Here is a 20377-nt window from a genome sequence, read left to right on the forward strand (position 1 = left end):
CACGGGCCAGGACTGTCTGGACGGGCCCGAGGACCCATCAACACTCACTATTCATCGGCCACTGTGCGAAAAACCTTGAATAAATCTTGAATAGCCTGACAAAGAATGACGCGTCACCGATTGGCGTCCCGGTGGCGGCGGAGCCGTCGCGGGGAGTACGGGCGGGAACCGCGGAGTCCGTGCCGTCGGGGGAGTCCCCCGTCACAGCCGGCGGGTCGCCGGCCGTCCTCGGGCGTGCTCGCCGGCAGCGCGTCCTGCCGGCCCTCCTCATTGAGGCGGACCGGGTGGGCCGCGCGGGCGGGTCTCTGGGGCCGGCCCTCGCCCGCGCGGCCGGCGGCCGTGCTCCCGGGTCAGGTCTCGGGGTCGATGTGGACGGCGCGCTCCTCGGCCGACAGGTCGCCGTCGTCGGGGCCGACGTCCCGGGCGTAGGCCTCGGACGTCTCGTCCGGGCCGATGCCCTCGTCCGGCGCCACCAGGCGGCTCTCCTCGCGCGAGGGTCGCTCGCGGTCCGGGGCCTCGCGCCGGAGGCGCTCGTCAAGGGTGTCCCGGTGCTCGGGGTCGTCCTCGCGGATCTCGTGGTTGATGCCGAGGTCGTCGGTCCACTCCTCGACCTCGACCGCCTGCTCGTCGCTCAGACCCTCACGGTCTGGGGGCATTTCACTCATATCGCCGCCCTACCCGTTCTGTCGCCGGAAACCCCCGGTCAGAGCCCCGCCGCGGCCCCGATGACCGAGCGCGGGTCGGCGGCCCCGGCCAGGACGCCCGAGGGCAGCACGTCGATCAGGTGCGCGTGGCCGAAGGCGGAACCGTACGGCGCGGCGGCGACGGGGTGTCCCCGGTCGCGCAGGCCCTCGCCCCACGGGCCGCCCTCCTCCACCTCGACCACGGCCTGGTCGGGGGCGTGCCAGGTGTCGAAGCCGGTGCCGCCTGCGGCCAGCCGCCAGCGGGGGGCGCCGACCGCCTCGCCGGCCGTCCGGCCGTGGACGAGCAGGCGGGTCAGGACCTGGAGCAGGATCTGCGGCTGGGCGTCGCCGCCCATCGTGCCCACCACCGAGCGGAGCGACCCGTCAGGCCGGGTGACCAGGGCGGGGACCAGGGTGTGCGGGGGGCGGCGGCCGGGGCCGTACTCGGCGGGATGACCCGGGACCAGCGAGAACCCGATGCCCCGGTTGTGCAGGTTGATGCCGGTGTGAGGCTCGAAGACCAGGCTGCCGAAGCCGGCGGCGTTGGACTGGATCAGCGAGACGCCCATGCCGTCGCCGTCCACCGCGCACAGGTAGGTGGTGTCGCCCGGCGCGGTGAGATCGCGCACCGCGGCCCGTCCGGCCGGGTCGATCAGGGCGCGGCGCGCGGCGGCCGAGCCCAGCGCCCCGTCGACGGAGGCGCCGTCGAACAGCACCTCCAGCCGGTCGTGCCCGGCCAGCCGCGCGGCCTCCACCAGCAGGTGCGCCCAGAGGGGGTCGGCCGGGTCGGCGGGCAGGTCGAGCCCCTCGGCGATGCCGAGGGCCAGCAGCAGCAGGTATCCCTGCGAGTTGGGCGGCATGGTCCACACGTCGTGCCCGAAGGCCCGCGCCCGCAGCGGATCCACCCACTGCGCGCTGTCCTTGGCCAGGTCGTCCTCGGTGTACTCACCACCGCCGACCGCGAGCAGTCCCTCGCCGAACTCGCCGAGGTAGAACCCGTCCCGGCCGGCGGTCAGTGCCTCCAGCGCCCGCGCCACCCCGGGCCGCCGGATCAGGTCGCCGGCCTGCCGGGCCGGGGCGAAGTCCTCGCACAGCGGGCCGACCGTCTCCAACGCGGGGACCATCAGCGGCGAGACCGGGAACCCGTCGCGGGCGTGCCTGATCGCCGGTGCCAGCACCTCCGCCGCCGGCAGCCTGCCGTACCGCCCGTGCAGGGCCAGCCAGCCGTCCGCGCATCCCGGCACCGGGGCCGAGCGGACGTCGTGCCGGTGCGGCATGCGGTCGTGCCCCTCGGCGCGCAGCCGCTCGGGGTCGGCGCCCGATCCCGCCCGCCCGGAGGCGTTGAGCGCCGCGGGCGCGCCGGAGCCGTCATGGACGAGCGCGAACAGGTCGCCGCCCAGCCCGCACATGTGCGGTGCGGTCACCGCCAGCACGGCGTTGGCCGCGATCGCCGCGTCGGCCGCCGAACCTCCCCGCTCCAGCATGGCCACGCCCGCGCTGGAGGCGAGGTGATCGACAGTGCAGACCATTCCAGAGCGCGCGTAGCGGGTGTTCAGCATGACGAGAGCGTACGGCTTCCGCTGTCCGCCGTTGAAACTATACCGGTCGGCCGGTACAGTTTCGGCCGTGCCGAGACCGAGTTCAAAAGATCGCCTGCTCGACGCCGCCGCCGAGGTGCTGCTCACCGAAGGGGCCGAGTCGCTGACCCTGGAGGCCGTGGCCCGGCGTGCGGGGATCTCCAAGGGCGGGCTGTTCTACCATTTCCCCACCAAGCAGGCCCTGGTCGCCGCGATGATCGAGCGCCTGGTCGGCGCCTTCGACGCGGCTCTCGCCGACGCCGGCCCGCGGCCGGGCGACTTCCTGCGCGCCTATGTCGCCGCGACCGTCCCCGAGGCCGTCCCCGAGCGTCCGGCCGGCGGTCGGGCCCCGGCCGACCGGGTCACCGCCGCCCTGCTGGCGGGCGTCCTCGTCGACCCCGGCGGGCTCGCGCCCCTGCGGGAGCGCTACGCCACCTGGCAGCGCCGCCTCACCGACGACGGGGTCGACCCCGCGGTCGCCACCCTGGTCCGCCTGGCCGTGGACGGCTGGTGGGCGGCCCGCCTGCTGGGCCTGGCCGAGCCCGAGGCCGGGCTGCACGAGCGGGTCCGCCGCCATCTGATGGAGATGATCGACTGTGGCGCGCCGTAGCCCCTCCGGGGTGACCAAGGCGCTCATGCTGGTCACCGACATCGGCTTCCTGGTCTACTTCTCGGTCACCGGCCTGGGCCTCGTCCCGCCGGAGTGGGCCTTCGCCGACTACGCCGACCCGATCATGGTCTCCTGGAACTGGTCGTTCCTCTGGATCGACGTCCTGGCCGGCGCCACCGGCCTGACCAGCCTCCACCTCATCCGCAGGGGCGCGCCGAACGGCCCGCCGCTGATGCTCGTCTCCCTGGTCCTGACCGCGGCCTCCGGCCTGATGGCCATCGCCTTCTGGACCCTGCGCGGGGACTTCTCCCCGGCCTGGTGGATCCCCAACCTCTACCTGCTGCTGTTCCCCCTCCCCGCGATCGTCCGTCTCGCCGGTCCGGCCGCGCCGGCCACGACCGCCCGGTAAAGCGTTATTTGTCCGTTTATCTGGCTCCGGCATGTCCAGCCCGGGAACGGGCTCATCCTCAAGCGGCTCGGCGCGGGAGCCGCTTTTTCCGTAGGCATACGGATGTCGATACGGATGTTCGGCGCCTGATCGCGGATCTAGCGTCACGGCACAGGTCGCCGCACATCCGCCCGGTCATCGCGCGAGATCGACGCCCCTCTCCGGCCCGCACGGGTGACGGAGACGCGCGAACGCCGACCGAGCAGGACCGGCGGCCCGGAAATGCCCACCGCGTCCGCGGAGCGATCCGCAGAACAAGGAGCGTCATGGAGCGCCGCCTCCCCTCCCCGCCCTAGCCGTCCGGCGACGGTGTCACCGCCGGCACCGTCGGCCGCGGCTGGAACGGCGGCCCGGAAACGGATGACCTCTCCCGATCCGGCCACCTGTTCCGTCCGGGCGGAACTCCCGCCGACCGCCCGTCTCACCCGGGCGGATTCCGCTGCTCATCTTCCTTTTCACCCCCCCGATCCCGCTGTGCCCGCCGCCGGGTGATCCCCGGCGGCGCGGCCGCCGCCGCCCGCTCACGCGGACGGCCGCGGCGCGGGACATCGATCGAAAGGAACACGCGTGAGACGCAGAGCTGTACTCGCGGCTGCCGTCGGCCTGGCCGTCGTGGCCGCGGTGGCACCTTCCTCACCTGCGGCCGCGAAACCGTCCCCCGGGACGGCCGACCACCTCCGCTCCCTCGCCGACCCGCCCCAGCTCGCCCTGGCCGCCGCCGACCAGGCCGTCGCGAGCGGCCTGGACGACCTGCGCAAGGGCCCGGAGGAGAGCTACCGGCGCACCGCCGTGACCGCGGGCTCCGGCGGCATGTACTCCGTCGCCTACGAGCGCACCTACAAGGGGCTCCCCGTGGTGGGCGGCGACGCGGTCGTGATCACCGACTCCGCCGGGAACGTCCGCGACACCGCGGCGGCCGCCGGCGCCACCCGGAACGTGCCGACCTCGCCGACGGTGACCGCCGAGGCCGCCCGCGCCGAGGCGAAGACCCGGCTGACCCGGGTCGACGACAGCGCGGACCCGCGCCTGGTGGTCCTGGCCTGGGGTGCCAGGCCACGCCTCGCCTGGGAGGCCCTGGTCTCCGGCATCGCCGACGGCAAGCCGAGCAAGCAGCACGTGTTCGTCGACGCGCGCACCGGAAAGATCGTCGACTCCTACGACGAGGTGCGGGCGGGCACCGGGAACAGCTACTACAACGGCCAGGTCACCATCGCCACGAGCGGCTCCGGCACCTCGTACTCGATGACCGACACGACCCGCAGCGGCATCCGCTGCGGCGGGCAGAACGGCTCCGCCTACACCGGCACCGACGACGCCTGGGGGAACGGCTCCGGGACGAACCTGGAGACCGCGTGCGTGGACGCGCTCTACGCGGTCCAGAAGGAATGGGACATGCTGCGCGACTGGCTCGGTCGCAGCGGCATCAACGGCAGCGGCGGCGGCTTCCCGGCCAAGGTCGGGCTCTCCGACGTCAACGCCTACTGGGACGGCAGCACCACCAACTTCGGCCACTCGCAGGACAACCAGCGCCAGGCGACGAACATCGACGTGGTGGGTCACGAGTTCGGCCACGCCGTCTTCCAGACCACTCCCGGCGGCGCCGGCTCCGGCAACGAGAACGGCGGTATCAACGAGGCCGTCGGCGACGTCTTCGGGGCGCTCACCGAGGCCTACGCCAACAACCCGAACGACCCGCCGGACTACGAGGTCGGCGAGGAGGTGGACCTCGTCGGCGACGGTCCGATCCGCTACATGTACGACCCGTCCCGGGTGGGCGACCCCAACTGCTGGTCCTCCTCGATCCCGAACACCGAGGTGCACGCCGCGGCCGGCCCGTTCAACCACTGGTTCTACCTGCTGGCCGAGGGCTCCTCGCCGGGCGGCGGCAAGCCGAACAGCCCGATCTGCTCCGGCGGCCCCTCCTCGGTGTCCGGTATCGGCATCCAGAAGGCCGGCAAGATCTTCATGGGCGCGCTGATGCGCAAGACCTCCACCTGGAAGTACGCCAACGCCAGGTCGGCGTCGCTGACGGCGGCGGTGGAACTGTACGGCGCCAACAGCCCCGAGTGCGCCGCCACCAAGGCGGCCTGGAACGCGATCAGCGTGCCGGTGCAGTCCGGCGAGCCGACCTGCGCCGCGACGGGCAACGACTTCTCCGTGTCGCTGAACCCCGCCGCGGGCTCGGTGCAGCCCGGCCAGCAGGCCACCTCGACCGTCGGCACGCAGACCACCTCGGGCAGCGCGCAGACGATCAACCTCACCGCCTCCGGCCTGCCGGCGGGCGCCACCGTGAGCTTCAACCCGGCCTCGGTGACCTCGGGCGCCTCCTCCACCATGACCGTCAGCACCGCCGGGTCGACGCCGGCCGGGACGTACACCGTCACGGTCACCGGCTCCGCCACCTCCGGCACGCACACGGCGGCCTACACCCTGACGGTCGGCACCGGGCCCAACCCGACCGACCCGCCGGACATCAGCGTCGCGAACGTCAAGACTCACCTGCAGCAGCTCCAGAGCATCGCCACCGCCAACGGCGGCAACCGCAGGTCCACGGGCGCCGGCTACACCGCGTCGGTGTCCTACATCGAGCAGAAGCTCACCGCCGCCGGCTACACCGTGGTGCGGCAGCCCTGCACCTCCGGCTGCACCTCCGGGGCCGGGCCGAACCTGATCGCCGACTGGCCCGGCGGCGACGCCAACCAGGTCGTCATGGCCGGCGCCCATCTGGACAGCGTCTCGGCCGGTCCGGGCATCAATGACAACGGCTCGGGCTCGTCGGTGCTGCTGGAGGTCGCGCTGACCCTGGCGGCGAAGAACCCGACGATGGCCAAGCACGTGCGGTTCGGCTGGTGGACCGACGAGGAGCAGGGCCTCAACGGTTCGGAGTTCTACGTCAACTCGCTCAGCTCCACCGAGCGTAGCAAGATCAAGGTCTACCACAACTACGACATGGTGGGCTCCACCAACGGCGGCTACTTCATCAACAACATCACCACCGAGGCGGCCCGGTACCTCAAGGCCTTCTACGACGGCCTGAGCCTCCAGCCGGAGGAGAATACCGAGGGCGCCAACCGGTCCGACGACGCGTCGTTCCGCAACGCGGGGATCGCGACCTCCGGCGTGGCGGCCGGCGCCAGCGCCATCAAGTCCTCGGCCCAGGCCACCAAGTGGGGCGGTACGGCGGGCCGGGCGTACGACCCCTGCTACCACCAGTCGTGCGACACCACGAGCAACATCAACGACACCGTTCTGGACCGGGCCGCCGACGCCTCGGCGTACGCGATCTGGAAGCTCGCCACGGGCACCACCACGAGCCGCGACTTCTCGATCTCCACGAACCCGTCGTCGGGGACGGTCCAGGCCGGCCAGGCGGCCACCTCCACGGTCGCCACCGCCACCACGGCGGGCACCGCGCAGACGGTCAACCTGTCCGCGTCGGGTCTGCCCGGCGGCGCCACGGCCGGTTTCAACCCGGCGTCGGTGACCTCGGGCGGCTCCTCCACGCTCACCATCGCCACCACGGCCACGACGCCCGCCGGCACCTACCAGGTGACGGTGACGGGCACCGGCGAGACCGCCACCCACACCTCGGTGTACACGCTGACCGTGCAGGGCACCTCGCCCGGCCGCACGTTCCGCAACGACACCGACTACACCATCGACGACCTCGAAACCGTCGAGAGCCCGATCACCTCCACCGCGACCGGGCCGGCGACCTCGCCCGTCAAGCTCACCGTCACGATCGACCACACCTGCGCCGAGGACCTTGAGATCTGGCTCCGCGGCCCGAGCGGGAAGTGGTATCTCCTCGACTCCAGCGGCGGCTCCACCTGCACGTCGTACGGCACGCGGACCTACACGGTCCCGGTCACCCAGCAGGCGGCCGGACAGTGGCTGTTGGAGGTCACCGACAACTACTTCATCGACACCGGCTACCTCGACTGGTGGAGCATCACCGTCTGAGTGACCGGCCAGCGGATCGAAGACGCCCCCGGGACCGAGCGGTCGGGTCCCGGGGGTCCGCCGTCTCCCGGGTCCGGACGGGCGGGGCCGCCCGGGCCGGTGAGCACGGGCCGGCGCGCGCACCCGTTCAGACGGGCGGGGCGACCTCGGTCCGCGACCGCAGGCCGAGCTTGCGCAGCACGGTGGCGACGTGGGTCTCGACCGTGCGCGTCGACAGGAACAGGACGTCGGCGATCTCCCGGTTGGTCCGGCCGAGCGCGACGAGCCGGGCGACCTCCTTCTCCCGCTGGGACAGCGCGCCGGCGTTGCCCTTGCGCCCCCGCGGCAGCGGGGACTCCACGCCGATGTCACGCAGCGCGCGCCGGCAGCGCGCGGCGTCGTGGGTGGCGCCGAGCGCGCCGAACCGCTCCGCCAGCTCGGCGAGGGCCGGGGCGGCGGAGCGGTCACCGAGGGCGAGCCTGGCCCGCGCCTCGCCCTCACCCGCCCGCGCCGCCGCGTAGGGCTGGGGCAGGGCCGCGTACGCCTCCCGGGCACGGGCGAAGCAGCAGGCGGCGTCGGCCGGCCGCCGGTCGGCGGCCAGCGCGCCCCGGGCGTGGTCGAGGGCGGCGTGCGCGGCGGGCGCGAGACGGTCCGCGATCCCGTCGGCGAACTCGGCCACCAGCTCGGACCCCTCGTTCACGAGCCCGGCCCGGGCGAGCGCGGTGACGGCGGACGGGATCAGGTAGGCGCCCCAGACCCACACCCCCTTGCGGCGTAGCCGGGCGACCGCCTGCCGGGCCTCGGTGACCGCGCTCTCCAGCGCGCCGCGGGCGAGGTGCAGCTCGACCAGACCGCCCGCGGCGGCCACGACGACCGGCAGGAAGCGCGCGTCCGGCGCGTCCATGCCCGCGCCCCGCAGGTGCCCGGCGGCCTCCTCCCACTCGCCGGTGGCCAGGGCGAGCAGCCCCAGCACCAGCCAGGCGTCCACCGCGATCAGCGGAGTCTCCGTGGCCAGCTCCGCCAGGGTGATCGCCCGGTCGCGGAGCCCGTCCCACCGGCCGGTCAGCCACTGCCGGTGGACCGTCGAGACGTCGACGAGATAGGCGGGGTACTGCGCGCCGGCCTCCGCGGCCAGCCGCCGGCCCTCCCGGCCGAACATCTCCGCCGCGGCGTAGTGGCCCAGCATGGTCGCCGAGTCGTGAAGGTTGCAGTAGCCGCGGGCGGCCTCCCGCCGGACCGCCGCGGACGGGTCGGTGACCGGCAGCGTGGCGGCGACGGCGAAGGCGTCGCGGGAGCCGATCGTCATCTCGAACGAGGCCCGGTTGGCCAGGACCGCGGCCGCCAGCTCCGGGTTGTCGGCGGTCGCGACGAGCGCCTCGGCGCGGGCCATCCACTCCTCGTGCGTCGCCAGCGACTCGGTCCCCCACCCCGGCAGCGCGAGGCTGGCCCAGCCGCGGGCGGCCAGCGTCGGCCGGTCGTGCAGCTCGGCGACGGCGGCCATGATCTCAGGACGTCCGGCGGCGCTGTCGCCCGCCTGGTTGCACAGCACCAGGCCGAGGTTGAGCCGTGCCTCGCCGCGCACCTCGCGGGCGAGGAAGTCGTCCCGCAGCAGGCGGCGCAGCAGCCGCACCACCCGCTGGTGCGACAGCTCGGCCGCCGCCAGGCGGCTCAGCGCCAGCGCGAGGGGACCGCGGTCCGGCGTGGGCAGATCGGGGTCGGCGAGCATGCCGTCGAGCACCTCGACCGCCAGGGCGGTGTCGCCGAGGGCGGCCGCCTGGTCGGCGGCCGCCCTGCCGTGGCGCAGCCAGGCGCCGGTGTCCCCGGCCTGCCGGGAGTGGAAGGCGAGCTGGACCAGTGGCGGCGGCTCCACCGCCGCGAGCGCGGTCATCGCGCGCTCATGCGCCAGCCGCCGGTCCGGGCCCGGGATCGCGTCGTACACGGCCTGCTGGGCCAGGGCGTGGCGGAAGCCGTAGCGGCCGCCGGGATGCTCGTGGAGCACGCCGGCGCGCAGCGCCTGACCCAGCCCGGCGGGGTCCCCGCCGACCGCCGTGATCAGCCGCTCGCCCACGGGGAGCCGCAGCACCGCCGCCGCCTGCACGGCGCTCACCGCCGCGGCGGACAGGCCGGCCATCTGCTCGGCCATCGCCTCGCGCAGCAGCAGTGGCACCCCGGCGCGGTCCAGCGCGTCGGGCCCCTCCACGTCGGGCAGGGAGCGGACGACCTCCTCCACCACGAACGGGATGCCCGCCGTACGCTCGTGCAGCCGGGTGATGAACGCCGGGGGCAGGTCGGGGCGCTTCAGCAGCGCGCAGGCCAGGCTGCTCACCCCCGGGGCGTCCAGCGGCCGCAGCGGTATCACCAGGCTCGTCGTGCCGGGCGGGCGCCGGTAGGTGTGACCCAGCGGCAGGCCGGGCGTGCCCAGGTCCTCGCGCCGGTAGGTCGCCACCACCGTCAGCCCTTCAGGCGGCTGGTCGGCCAGGAAACGGAGCAGGTCCCGCGTCCCGTCATCGGCCCAGTGCAGGTCCTCGATCACGAGCAGGGCCGGTCCGACGGCCGCCAGCAGGGCGCGCATCGCGCGGAACAGCCGGTGCCGCTCGGCCCGCGGGTCGTTCAGCCGCTGCGGCGCGGGCGGGAGCGCGTGAGCCAGCTCGGGGAGGTAGTCGCGGAGCGCGCCGGTGACCGGACTGAGGGCCTCGGCCGCCGGCAGCCGGCCCGCGACCTCCCGCAGCGCCTCCACCACGGGCCCGTACGGGAAGGGTTCGCGGATCTGGTGGCAGTAGCCGAGCAGGATGGAGCGGTCGCCGGACACGAGACGGTTCAGCGCGGCGTGGACGAGCCGGGTCTTCCCGATGCCGGCCTCTCCCTCCACCATCACCACGGCCGGCGGGCGGGTCATCGCGTCGATCAGAACCCGCAGCTCAGAGGCGCGTCCAACGAGTACGGGCGAGGCCGGGTTGCTCATTGGCGGCTCCGAGGGGAGACGGCTGCGGGACCCTCACGGAGGGTACCCACATATCTCCATTCAAGGTCAACCCTTGGACATAACGGGCTTGTTGCGGGTGCGTGTCAAGAATCACACGCGGCCGGGCCGTCCCGGCCGGCGAGGCGTTCGATCGCGATCATGGCGGCGTCGTCGCCAAGATGGCCGCCGACGTGGGCGAGGAGGTCGTCGTGGATGTGCCGCAGGAGTGCCTCGGGGCTGTCGCCGGTCCAGCCGGAGACCCGCTCGGCCAGCGGGTAGAAGACGCCGCCGGGATCGCGGGCCTCGATGACGCCGTCGGTGTAGAGCAGGAGGATGTCGCCCGCCTCGAACTTGAACGTCTCGATGTCGTAGTCGGGCTCGTGGAGCACGCCCAGGCCCAGCGGGGGCGCGGGCCGGCCGGCGTGGAGCGTCGTGACACGCCCGCCGCGCATCATCAGGGGCGGCGGATGCCCGCAGCTGATCATGTCGAGCAGCGCGTCGTCGTCGGGGATCTCGAACACCGCGGCGGTGACGAAGCTCTCGTCGGCGTCGTGCCCCGCCTCGACCGGCTGCCCCGGGCCCGCGCTGACGCTCTCCTCCAGGTCGGCGATGAGCATGGGCAGGCTGGTGTGGCGGCGGGAGGCCTCGCGGAAGGCGCCGAGCAGCAGGGCGGCCTCGGAGATGGCCTCCAGGCCCTTGCCCCGGGCGTCGCCGATGATCAGCCGGGTCCCGCCGGTGGTCCGTGCGGCGCCGTACAGGTCGCCGCCGATCTGGGCCTCCTCCTCGGCGGCGAGATACACCGAGGCGAGCCGGAGCGGGCCGATCAGCTCGGGGAGGGGCCGCAGCAGGACCCGCTGCGCGGCCTCGGACACCGACCGCACCTGGACGAGCTCCCGCCGGTCCCGGTCGCGGAGCAGGGAGAAGCCCACCACCAGGGCCGTGACCACCATCAGGGCCAGGACCTGCACGCGCAGCTCCTGGGAGCCCAGCTCGCCGTCGCGGGCGCCGATGAGCATCTGGTCGGCGACGGCGAGGAGGCCGACCGTCCCGGTCAGCCGCGGGCCGGCGAGGGCGGCCGTGATCGCGGGCGCGGCGACCAGCAGCGGGGCCAGGTGGACCCGGCCCGGGATCAGGACGTCGGCGACCGTGATCCCCAGGATCAGCCCGAACGGGATCGCGGCCAGCGCGTATCCCGGACGCCGCAGGTCGCGTAACTCAGAAACACGCTGCCTAAGCTGCATTCTTCCTGCTTACACCCTGCTGGAAACGGATCTTTCCCGAGCCCGCCGGACCGAGCCCGCCGGACCGAGCCCGCCGGATCGAGCCCGCCGTACTGAGCCCATCGGACCGAGCCCGCCGGACCGAGCCCGCGGATCAGGCGGCGGCGGCCAGGGGCTCCTCGCGCCGGACCAGGGCGGCGTAGGGGCCGCCGGCGGCGAGGAGCTCGCCGTGGGTGCCGCGCTCGGCGACGCGGCCGTGGTCCAGGACGACGATCTGGTCGGCGTCGCGGACGGTGGACAGGCGGTGGGCGATCGTGATGGTGGTGCGGCCGCGCGACAGGGTGTCCAGGGCCTCCTGGACGGCGCGCTCGGTCTGGGTGTCGAGGGCGCTGGTGGCCTCGTCGAGGATCAGCACGGGCGGGTTGCGCAGCAGGGTACGGGCGATGGCCAGGCGCTGCTTCTCGCCGCCGGAGAAGCGGTAGCCGCGCTCGCCGACCATGGTGTCGTAGCCGTCGGGCAGCGACATGATGTGGTCGTGGATCCGGGCGGCACGTGCGGCCTCGACCAGTTCGGCGTCGGTCGCGGCGGGCTTGGCGAAACGGAGGTTGTCGGCGATCGAGGAGTGGAACAGGTAGGTCTCCTGGGAGACCACGCCGACCGTCTCGGCCAGCGTCTCGAAGGTCAGCTCGCGCACGTCCACGCCGTCGACGGTGACCCGGCCGCCGGTCACGTCGTAGAGGCGGGGGAGCAGGTAGCTCAGCGTGGTCTTGCCCGAGCCGGTCTCGCCGACCACGGCCAGGGACGTGCCGGCGGGGACGGTGAGGTCCACCTCCGACAGGGTCGGGGCCTCGCCGTAGGAGAAGTCCACGCGCTCGAAGCGCACCTCGCCGCGCACGTCCGTCAACGTCCGGGTGCCGGGGTGGATGTCCACGGGCAGGTCGAGGTATTCGAAGATCCGGGCGAAGAGGGCCAGGGAGCTCTGCACGTCCACGCCGAGCCGCAGCAGCGACACGGTGGGCCGGAACAGGCTCATCTGGAGCGTGGTGAAGGCGACGACGGTGCCGATGGAGACGGCGGAGGTCAGCCCGGTGGCCCAGTAGATCATCGCGGGCATGGCCGCCATGATGATCTGGATGGTGGACTGCCGCCAGCGCCCGGCCATGCTGGAGCGGACCTCCAGGTCGGCCAGCTCGCCGGAGGCGGCGGTGAACCGCCCGGTGAGCTCGGGGCCGCGGCCCATGGTCCGGCCCAGCAGGATCCCGCTGATCGACAGCGACTCCTGGATCATGGAGGACAGCGCGGCCGTCTTCCGCTGCCGCTCCGAGGTGATCTTCCTGCGCTCGCGGCCGACCCTGCGGCTGATCCCGACGAAGACGGGCAGCAGCAGCAGCGACACGACGGTCAGCCGCCAGTCGAGGACGAGCATCGCGATGACCGTCGCCACCACGGTGGTCAGGTTCGACACGATCGAGGCGGCGGTGGAGGTGACCACCGACTGCATGCCGCCGATGTCGCTGGAGATGCGCGACTGCACCTCGCCGGTGCGGGTGCGGGTGAAGAAGGCCAGGGACATGCGCTGGAGGTGGCCGTAGACGGCGGTGCGCAGGTCGTGCATGACGCGCTGGCCCACGGTGGTGGAGATGAGCGTCTGGACGACGTCGAGCACGCTGGTGGTGACGGCGACCGCGACCATGCCGAGCGCCAGCAGCGTCAGCAGGCCGGTCCTGCCGTTGGGGACGGCGTCGTCGAGCACCTCGCGGAGCATGAACGGCGAGGCCAGCGAGACCAGCGAGGACAGCCCGATGAGGGCGCCCACCAGGGCGAGCCGGCCCCGGTAGGGGCGGAACAGGGCGACGATGCGCCGCAGGGGCACCTGGGGTCCGTCGTTCATGTCAGGTGCTTCGGGCCGGAGAGCTTTCTCGGTTCGTTCAGTCATGCAACCTCTTTCTGATGCTATCTCAAACAGAGGTTAACTCACATTAATTCCAGCGGACAATGAGATAAGTTCGGGGTGTGGAGAGGGAACTGGCCGATCTCGTGCACGGCGTCGGCCACCGGCTGCGGCGCGGTTACGGCGAGCGGCTCGGGCCGCTCGGACTCAGCCCCGGCCAGGCACGTGCGCTGCGGGTGATCGCCGACGCCGAGCCGCCGCTGAAGATGGTGCAGCTCGCCGAGAGACTCAGGATCGTGCCGCGCTCGGTCACCCCGGTGGTGGACGCGCTGGAGGAGGCCGGTCTGGTCCGCCGCGAGGTCGACCCGGCCAGCCGCCGCTCCATCCTGCTGGTGATCACTCCCGAGGGCCGGGCCCAGTACACGCAGGTGCGCGAGGCGCGCAGGCAGGTGGCCGAGGAGCTGTTCTCCGTCCTCACCTCCGAGCAGCAGGACCGGCTCAGGGAGCTGCTGGGGCTGGTGGACCGCGAGTTCGGGTAGGCGGGCCGCGCGCCCGCCGGCTCGCCGGGCCGGTGGGCTCGCGCGTCCGCCGGGCCGGTGGGCTCGCCGGGGTCGTCGGGCCGGTGGGCTCGGGCGTCGCCGGGCCGGTCGTCCGGGCCGTCATGTCGCCCGCCGGGCGTGGGAGGTCCGGCGGCCGGGGCGGGCCTCCCGGCCCCGGTCAGGCGAGCCGCCTGGCTTCGGCGTCCAGGTCGTCGCCGGGGCGGTGGCGGATCCGGCCGCCGATGACCGTGGCCACGCACCGGCCCGGCCCCTCGCGGAGCAGGGCGGTGTAGGCGGTCGGCCCGTCGGCCTCCACCGCGAAGACGGCGAAGTCGGCCCGGCTGCCCGGGCCGAGGGAGCCCAGGCGGCCCGGGCCCTCGGCCATGCCCAGGGCCCGGGCCCCGCCCAGGGTCACCGCCTCGACCAGGAGCCGGTCGCGGACCGGGTCGCGGGCGTGCGCGCGGGCGGCGGCCAGCGGGTCGCCGCCGGTCCGGGTACCGAAGGCGACGGTGAGCTCGCCGTCCAGCAGCCCCTCGGCGGCGAACGGCGACGAGATCGCCACCGCCGTGTTCCGGGCCCGGAGAAGCTTGCGTCCGGTCTCGTCGAGCGGGCCGGAGATCGCCACGTGGCAGCCGGGCCCGAGGGCGCCCACCTCGTCCAGGAAGGCGGCCGGATGCCGCCCGAGCTCGACGTGGAGCCGGAGCCCGAACGTCCGGGACAGGATGGCCAGGTCCTCCATGACCGCGGGGTCGGGGGAGTGCGGGGCGATGCCGACGATCCCCGGATGGTCCACCTCGCGGATGGCGGTGATCAGCCGGTCACGCCCGTCGTGCTCCCAGCGCCTCTCGTCCTCGCAGCGCGTCTCCAGGTAGGTCACGCCGCCGAGGCCGGCCTCACCGGCCGCGGACGCGGTGTCCAGGTCGCCCGCCACGCCCGCGACCGCGGTGACGCCGTGGGCGGTGACCCGGGACAGGGCCCGGTCCAGCCGGAGATGGGCGTCGACCAGCCCCGGTATGATCATCCCCGGCCAGCGGGCCGGGACGAGCTCGGGATAGGCGGCCTCGATCTCCCGGCGCGGGCCGACCCGGACCACCCGGTGGCCCCGGACGGCGACGGCGCCGTCCTCGACGGGCGGCTCGCAGACGGGGAGGACGAGGGGCGCGCTGTGCACGGCGACCGGCGTGAGCGCACGGGCGCCGATGGCGTGGCCCGCGCGCGTGGGCATAGACACTCCTGTCCGTTTGTCCCTTTAGGGAGGGTAAGGGCATCGGCCTGCTGATCTCAAATGTCGCACCGGAGGGGTGCGTCGCGGGCCGTTTTCCTACACCTGACAGACGACATTCCTACATAAGACGATTGATCGTTGATAAAGCGATCTATAGCGTCATTTGGCGTGACTCGACCCCCCAGGTTGCTGAAAGCTCTCATCGCGGCGGTGGTGCTGATCCCCGTCGGACTCGCCTCCGCCCCCGCCTCCGCCGACCCCTCTCCCGCGCCCGAGCACCCCTGGCGTCTGGACCACTGGCCCCAGACCCAGCCCTGGCAGCGGGACGAACCCACGGCCACGCTCCGCGGCAAGCCCGGCGGCCCGGCCCCGATCGACCCGCAGAACTGGAAGAACCCGGACCACATGACGTGGGCCGACTACCGGAAATCGCCGGGCACCGACTGGGCCGACCCTGCGGTCAAGGGCTCCAAGCGCACCTTCCGCGGCGCGCTGGTCCTGCTCGACTATCCCAACCAGCCGTTCGTGGTCACCCAGCCCCAGGGGTCGACGGTCTTCAAGAACCCCAGCGCCGAGGCCCACGACGTGCCGCGTGAGAAGGTCGCCCAGTTCTACAAGGACTTCCTCAACACCCCCAACCAGCTCAACCGCGGCCACACCATCCACGAGTACTGGATGGAGGACTCCGGCGGCCGCTACGGCGTCGACCTGACCGCCTTCGGCCCCTACCGGATGCCGGGCAAGTCCCACGAGTACGCCATGGAGTTCCAGGCGGGCACCGGCTGCCCGGCGGGCGACAGCTGCAACAAGAACATCAGGACCGACGGGCGGGCCGCCTGGGTGGCCGCCGAGGGGACGGAGGTCCCCGCCGGGTTCGACTTCGTCTTCTTCCTGAGCGCCGGTCAGGACGAGTCTGCCACCTGGCAGGAGTTCGGGCCGATCAAGTTCCCGGCCAAGGAGGCGGTGACCGACGACTTCGGCCCGCCCGACCCCGCCCTGCCCAACTGGGCCAGGACCCGGTACGTGGAGTGGACCTCCTGGGCCTCGGCCTCGGCCATCTGGCCCAACGCCGGAGGCGGGTCCTCCACCCAGGCCGAGAGCTCCGGGCAGGGCGTCTACGCCCACGAGCTCAGCCACATCCTCGGCATCGGCGACAACTACAACAACCCGTTCGGGGTGCCGCCCAGGCGGGCCTACACCGGCATCTGGGAGATGCTCAGCCGGGGCAGCTTCAACGGGCCCGGCGGCCCGCACAGCCGCTGGATGATCCCGCCCACCGGAGGCGGCTCCATGGGCGCCCAGCACATGCTCCGCAACAAGATCAAGCTTGAGATGGTGGACGAGCGGAACGTGCTGCGTCTGTCCCGCGAGGCGCTGGCCGAGTCCGGTCTCGTCGTGGCCAAGGTCACCGCCCGGGTGGTCCAGCCGGGACCGACCGGCCTGTCCGGGGTCAACATCGCCTTCGGCGACGGTGACCGCAGCCCGGCCTGCGACACCGCCAAGGACCCGTTCTGCGACGGCGGCGGCTACAACAACTACACCGTCGAGGTCGTCGACCGGATGGGTGCCGACTCCTTCACGCCCGACTCCGGCGTGCTGCTGGCCAAGACCAAGAACGAGGACCGCGCGCCGTTCGAGTGGGTCGTCGACGCCAACCCGCAGGACATCGGGATGACCGACTACGTCCTGCCCGACGGCACCGCCGTGCCCATCACGATCGGTGACTACCGCCAGCTCTCGGACGCCCTGTTCCACGCCGGCACCGACTCCGGCTCCGAGTTCGAGTACGTCGACGAGGCCAACAGGCTCCACTTCTACGTCCTCGACGTGCAGCGCGACCGCGAGGGCGTCCTGTCCTACACGGTGGCCGTCCGCTCCCTGGACGGCGCCGGGCCGCAGCGGCGCGGCCTGAAGCTGCTGCCCGCCGCCGGGGTCCCCGACGGCAAGGGCCTGTCCTCCTGCCGCTTCCCGCTGTTCAACACCGGCAAGGCCGCCCCCGCCCAGGGGCAGCACCCCGAGGACGTGAGCGCCTACCTCAACGGCGACGTCTACCGGCTCTCGGCCACCGTCGAGGGCAGGGGCTGGACGGCCTCGCTGCCCAACCAGCTGGCGACCGCGGACTTCGGCGGGCGGACGCTGGTGGCCGTCAACGCCCAGCGGGCCTCCGGCGGCAGCCGTCTGGCCAAGGTCACGCTGACCGCCACCTCCGAGAGCGACCCGTCCAGGACCGCCAAGGCCACCTGTCACGTGATCGGCCTGTAGCGGGTCCCGGCGGAGGCCGGAGGAGACCCACGGACGGACGGTGACGGGGTACGGCGGGCCCGCCGTACCCCGTCACCGGCGGCTCCGGGGGCGCGCGCCGTACCGCGGTCGCGGAGGCGCGTGCCGTACCCCGTCACCGGCGGCTCAGGCCGGATCTCCGGCGGCGCGCCGGGGCGGGGTCGAGGGCGTGCCCGCCGGCCCTCCGCATGGCCGGGGCCGGGGCGCTCCGCTCCGGAAATTCGCGGTAATGTCACGTTCTCGACTGATCCGTGTCACTTCGGGACGCCGCCGGCCGCCGGGAGTCTGGTTCAATAAATCTTGGACGACACGTCGGCCGGGGCGGGGGCCGCGGACGTGTCGCGGTTCTCTCCGGGGGGTGTGGATGCCCAGGCCGTCGAACGTGCCTGATCATCGTGATCCGGGACCGCGGAGGCGATCGATCCCGCTGGCGGCCCCCGCCGCCGCCGGAATCGCCGCCGCGGTCGCCAGCATCCTGGCCACGTCGCTCGACATCTGGGACCTGCCCACCCAGGTCAAGGTGGGCATCACCGTGTGCACCGCCCTCCTGGTCGGCCTGCTCACCTGGGCGACCACCGGGGCGCGGGAGCGGGAGCAGCAGGAGCCCGCCCCGGGGCACGGCCCCTCCTGGCGCCCGCCCGACCAGTGGCCACCGGTCTCCACGCACTTCACCGGGCGCACCGAATCGCTGGCCGAGCTGCGCCAGGTGTTCGCCGAGCGCCGCCGCTCCCGCGGCCCCGGCGAGAACACCTCGCCGCTGGTCGTCTCGGTGTACGGCAGGGGCGGGGTGGGCAAGTCCGCGCTCACCGCCAGGTTCGGGCACGAGGTCGCCGACCGGTTCCCCGACGGGCGCCTCTACGCCGACCTGCGCGGCGCGGTGGAGGCGCCGGTCCAGCCCGAGGAGGTGCTGATCGGCTTCCTGCGGGCGCTGGGGGTGCGGCTCACCACCGACCCCGGCGGCCTGACCGAGCTGCGCAAGCTCTGGCTGACCTGGACCAAGGGCAGGCGCATCCTGATCGGCCTGGACAACGCCCAGGACGGGGACCAGGTCAAGGACCTGATCCCGGCCGAGCCGGGGTGCGCCGTGATGATCACCTCGCGGCAGCCGCTGTTCCTGCTCAACACCTACGACAAGCAGCTGTCGGTGTTCAGCGAGGCGCAGGGCGTGGAGCTGCTGGCCCGGCTGGCCGGGGACGACCGGGTCGCCGCCGACCTGGAGTCGGCCCAGGAGATCGTCCGCATGTGCGACCACCTGCCGCTGGCCATCGGCATCTGCGGCGGGCGCCTGGCGACCCGGGAGAACTGGACCCTGCGCGGCCTCGCCGACCGGCTGAGGGACGAGCGCCGCCGCCTGGACCAGCTCGAACTCGCCCGCAGGCTCGACAAGAGCGTGCGCGCCTCGCTCCAGCTCAGCTACGACGACTGCACCGGCCTCCAGCGCCGCCTGCTGCGCCTGCTCAGCCTGCTCACCGCCCCCGACGTGCCCGGCTGGGTGGCGGGGGAGCTGCTGGCCGCCTCCGAGCTGGAGGGCGCCGACCAGTTGGAGGCCCTGGTCGACACCCAGCTCGCCGAGTGCTCCGGCATCGACTTCTCCGGCGTGATGCGCTACCGGCTGCACGACCTGGTCCGGATCTTCGCCCGCGAGCTGGCCTACTCCGGCTCCGGCGACGACGACGGCCACCGCCGGGCGGCCATCGAGCGGGTCCTGTCCGGCTACCGCCGCCGTGCCGAGACCGCCGCCATGGCCCGCTGGCCGCAGGACTGGGGCCGCAGCGGCAGGAACGCCGACCCGGCGTCCACGACGCTCGCCCAGGCGTCGGCGGCCGACTGGCTCAACGCCGAGCGGCTGACCCTGGTCGCCATGATCAACCAGGCCCGCGGCCTGGAGATGTGGGAGCTGGCCTGGGGGCTGGGCCGGGCCTTCTGCTCGCTGTGCCACTCCCTGCGGGCCTACTGGTCCGACTGGCGGGCGGTCGCCGAGATCGTCTGCGAGGCGGCGGTCCACATGGACGACCGGCGGGCCCTGGGCATCGCGCTGCTGGACCGGGCGGCGGTGACCGGCGGGCAGGGCAGCCACCAGGTCGCCAGGGCGGACGCCGAGCGGGCGCTGGAGCTCTTCACCGGGCTGGGGGAGTCCTGGTGGGCCGCGCGGGCGATGCGCTCGGTCGGCATGTCGCTGTTCAGCGACGGCAACCTCGACCTGGGCCAGGACTACCTCATCGAGGCGATCACCGCCTTCAAGGGAGAGGACGACCGCTGGTGGACGGCCCGGACCCAGCGCAACCTGGCCGAGCTCCGGCTCGCCCAGCGCCGGCCCGAGCAGGCCAAGGAGCTGCTGGAGGAGGCCCTGCAGGTGTTCAAGCACGACCGCAACCGCTACTCCGAGGCGCAGACGCTGCGCGCCTACGGCGAGGTGCTCGGCGCGACCGCGCGGGCGTTGCACGCCAAGGGGGAGACGAGGGCCGCCGAGGAGGACTTCATCCGGGCCGGGTTCAGCCTCGACCGGGCGGCGGAGACCTTCCGGCTCAGAGGCGAGCTCTGGGAGGAGGCCAGGTGCCTGCGCGCGGCCGGCGAGGTCGGCAACCCGGCCGACGGGCTCCGCGAGCTGACCTACGTACGGCGGGCCACGGAGATGCTGAGCGCCCTCGGCGACTCCTGGGGCGTGGCCAGGGCCGAGCTGTCGGCCGGACGCGCCCACGGCCGGCTGGGCCGTGCCCCCGAGGCGCGGGCGTCCCTGGAGCGGGCCGTGCACGCGTTCGAGGAGCTGGGCGACCGCTGGTGGATGGCCAGGAGCCTGCGTTACCTCGGCGAGGCGCATCTGGAGGCGGGTGATCGCGATGCGGCGCTCTTCCCGCTCAGGCACGCCCAGGACATCTACCGGAGCCTGGGCAACCAGGCCGGGATGGGCCGCACCCTCGAACTCCTGCGCCGCGCCGGAGAGTGAGCCGGACCCCGCTCGGCGGGGCGGCGCCGTTGCGGCAATGAGCACCGGGCGTTAAC

The 20377-nt window shown here is 73.5% G+C and carries 12 protein-coding genes; 6 read left to right on the forward strand and 6 right to left on the reverse strand.

From position 1 onward, the window contains the following. Positions 1 to 350: 350 nt before the first annotated feature. Together J2S55_RS28650 and J2S55_RS28655 are read right to left on the reverse strand one after the other, a co-directional pair. The gene (locus J2S55_RS28650) at positions 351 to 656 is read right to left on the reverse strand and encodes a DUF5709 domain-containing protein (RefSeq protein WP_306867264.1); all 306 of its coding nucleotides are present in this window, start codon (positions 654 to 656) and stop codon (positions 351 to 353) included. Between the two features lie 47 nt (positions 657 to 703). Then, the gene (locus J2S55_RS28655) at positions 704 to 2242 is read right to left on the reverse strand and encodes a gamma-glutamyltransferase family protein (protein ID WP_306867267.1); all 1539 of its coding nucleotides are present in this window, start codon (positions 2240 to 2242) and stop codon (positions 704 to 706) included. Positions 2243 to 2309: 67 nt separating this feature from the next. Between J2S55_RS28655 and J2S55_RS28660 the strand changes: the two genes are divergently transcribed. From J2S55_RS28660 to J2S55_RS28670, 3 genes are all read left to right on the forward strand, one after another. Beyond that, positions 2310 to 2870: a TetR/AcrR family transcriptional regulator gene (locus tag J2S55_RS28660; protein ID WP_306867269.1), complete on the forward strand. Its 561-nt coding sequence runs from the start codon at positions 2310 to 2312 to the stop codon at positions 2868 to 2870. After that, positions 2857 to 3279, forward strand: coding sequence for a DUF5360 family protein (locus J2S55_RS28665; RefSeq protein ID WP_306867272.1), 423 nt, complete (start codon positions 2857 to 2859; stop codon positions 3277 to 3279). The genes J2S55_RS28660 and J2S55_RS28665 overlap by 14 nt, the downstream gene beginning before the upstream one ends. Before the next feature lie 606 nt (positions 3280 to 3885). Continuing rightward, positions 3886 to 7281: a M28 family peptidase gene (locus tag J2S55_RS28670; protein WP_306867274.1), complete on the forward strand. Its 3396-nt coding sequence runs from the start codon at positions 3886 to 3888 to the stop codon at positions 7279 to 7281. Between the two features lie 127 nt (positions 7282 to 7408). Here J2S55_RS28670 and J2S55_RS28675 read toward each other — a convergent pair whose 3' ends face one another. The 3 genes from J2S55_RS28675 to J2S55_RS28685 all read right to left on the reverse strand — a co-directional run bounded on the left by J2S55_RS28675 (position 7409) and on the right by J2S55_RS28685 (position 13333). Next, a complete protein-coding gene (locus J2S55_RS28675; RefSeq protein ID WP_306867277.1) occupies positions 7409 to 10222 on the reverse strand; it encodes an ATP-binding protein in 2814 nt (937 codons plus the stop codon). Positions 10223 to 10326: 104 nt separating this feature from the next. Beyond that, positions 10327 to 11463 (reverse strand): PP2C family protein-serine/threonine phosphatase, encoded by a 1137-nt coding sequence (locus J2S55_RS28680; RefSeq protein WP_306867280.1) that lies wholly within the window; start codon positions 11461 to 11463, stop codon positions 10327 to 10329. A gap of 133 nt (positions 11464 to 11596) precedes the next feature. Further along, a complete protein-coding gene (locus tag J2S55_RS28685; RefSeq protein ID WP_306867283.1) occupies positions 11597 to 13333 on the reverse strand; it encodes an ABC transporter ATP-binding protein in 1737 nt (578 codons plus the stop codon). A gap of 122 nt (positions 13334 to 13455) precedes the next feature. Here J2S55_RS28685 and J2S55_RS28690 point away from each other — a divergent pair, with 122 nt between their 5' ends. Beyond that, positions 13456 to 13872, forward strand: coding sequence for a MarR family winged helix-turn-helix transcriptional regulator (locus J2S55_RS28690; protein ID WP_306867286.1), 417 nt, complete (start codon positions 13456 to 13458; stop codon positions 13870 to 13872). 178 nt (positions 13873 to 14050) lie between these two features. Here J2S55_RS28690 and J2S55_RS28695 read toward each other — a convergent pair whose 3' ends face one another. Continuing rightward, positions 14051 to 15097: an amidohydrolase family protein gene (locus J2S55_RS28695; protein WP_306867289.1), complete on the reverse strand. Its 1047-nt coding sequence runs from the start codon at positions 15095 to 15097 to the stop codon at positions 14051 to 14053. A gap of 168 nt (positions 15098 to 15265) precedes the next feature. Between J2S55_RS28695 and J2S55_RS28700 the strand changes: the two genes are divergently transcribed. Continuing rightward, on the forward strand, positions 15266 to 17359 hold the full coding sequence (locus J2S55_RS28700) for a M6 family metalloprotease domain-containing protein (protein ID WP_306867293.1): 2094 nt from the start codon (positions 15266 to 15268) through the stop codon (positions 17357 to 17359). Positions 17360 to 17759: 400 nt separating this feature from the next. Further along, complete coding sequence (locus J2S55_RS28705) at positions 17760 to 20321, forward strand: tetratricopeptide repeat protein (protein ID WP_306867296.1); 2562 nt, start codon at positions 17760 to 17762, stop codon at positions 20319 to 20321. The last annotated feature ends 56 nt before the right edge of the window (positions 20322 to 20377 follow it).

The organism is Streptosporangium brasiliense (assembly GCF_030811595.1).
Lineage (GTDB): Bacteria > Actinomycetota > Actinomycetes > Streptosporangiales > Streptosporangiaceae > Streptosporangium > Streptosporangium brasiliense.

Coding starts and splice junctions, on each gene's coding strand:
- J2S55_RS28685 (WP_306867283.1), bottom strand. CDS start 13,333: ATGAACGACGGACCCCAGGTGCCCCTGCGGCGCATCGTCGCCCTGTTC.
- J2S55_RS28650 (WP_306867264.1), bottom strand. CDS start 656: ATGCCCCCAGACCGTGAGGGTCTGAGCGACGAGCAGGCGGTCGAGGTC.
- J2S55_RS28680 (WP_306867280.1), bottom strand. CDS start 11,463: ATGCAGCTTAGGCAGCGTGTTTCTGAGTTACGCGACCTGCGGCGTCCG.
- J2S55_RS28675 (WP_306867277.1), bottom strand. CDS start 10,222: ATGAGCAACCCGGCCTCGCCCGTACTCGTTGGACGCGCCTCTGAGCTG.
- J2S55_RS28695 (WP_306867289.1), bottom strand. CDS start 15,097: ATGCCCACGCGCGCGGGCCACGCCATCGGCGCCCGTGCGCTCACGCCG.
- J2S55_RS28655 (WP_306867267.1), bottom strand. CDS start 2,242: ATGCTGAACACCCGCTACGCGCGCTCTGGAATGGTCTGCACTGTCGAT.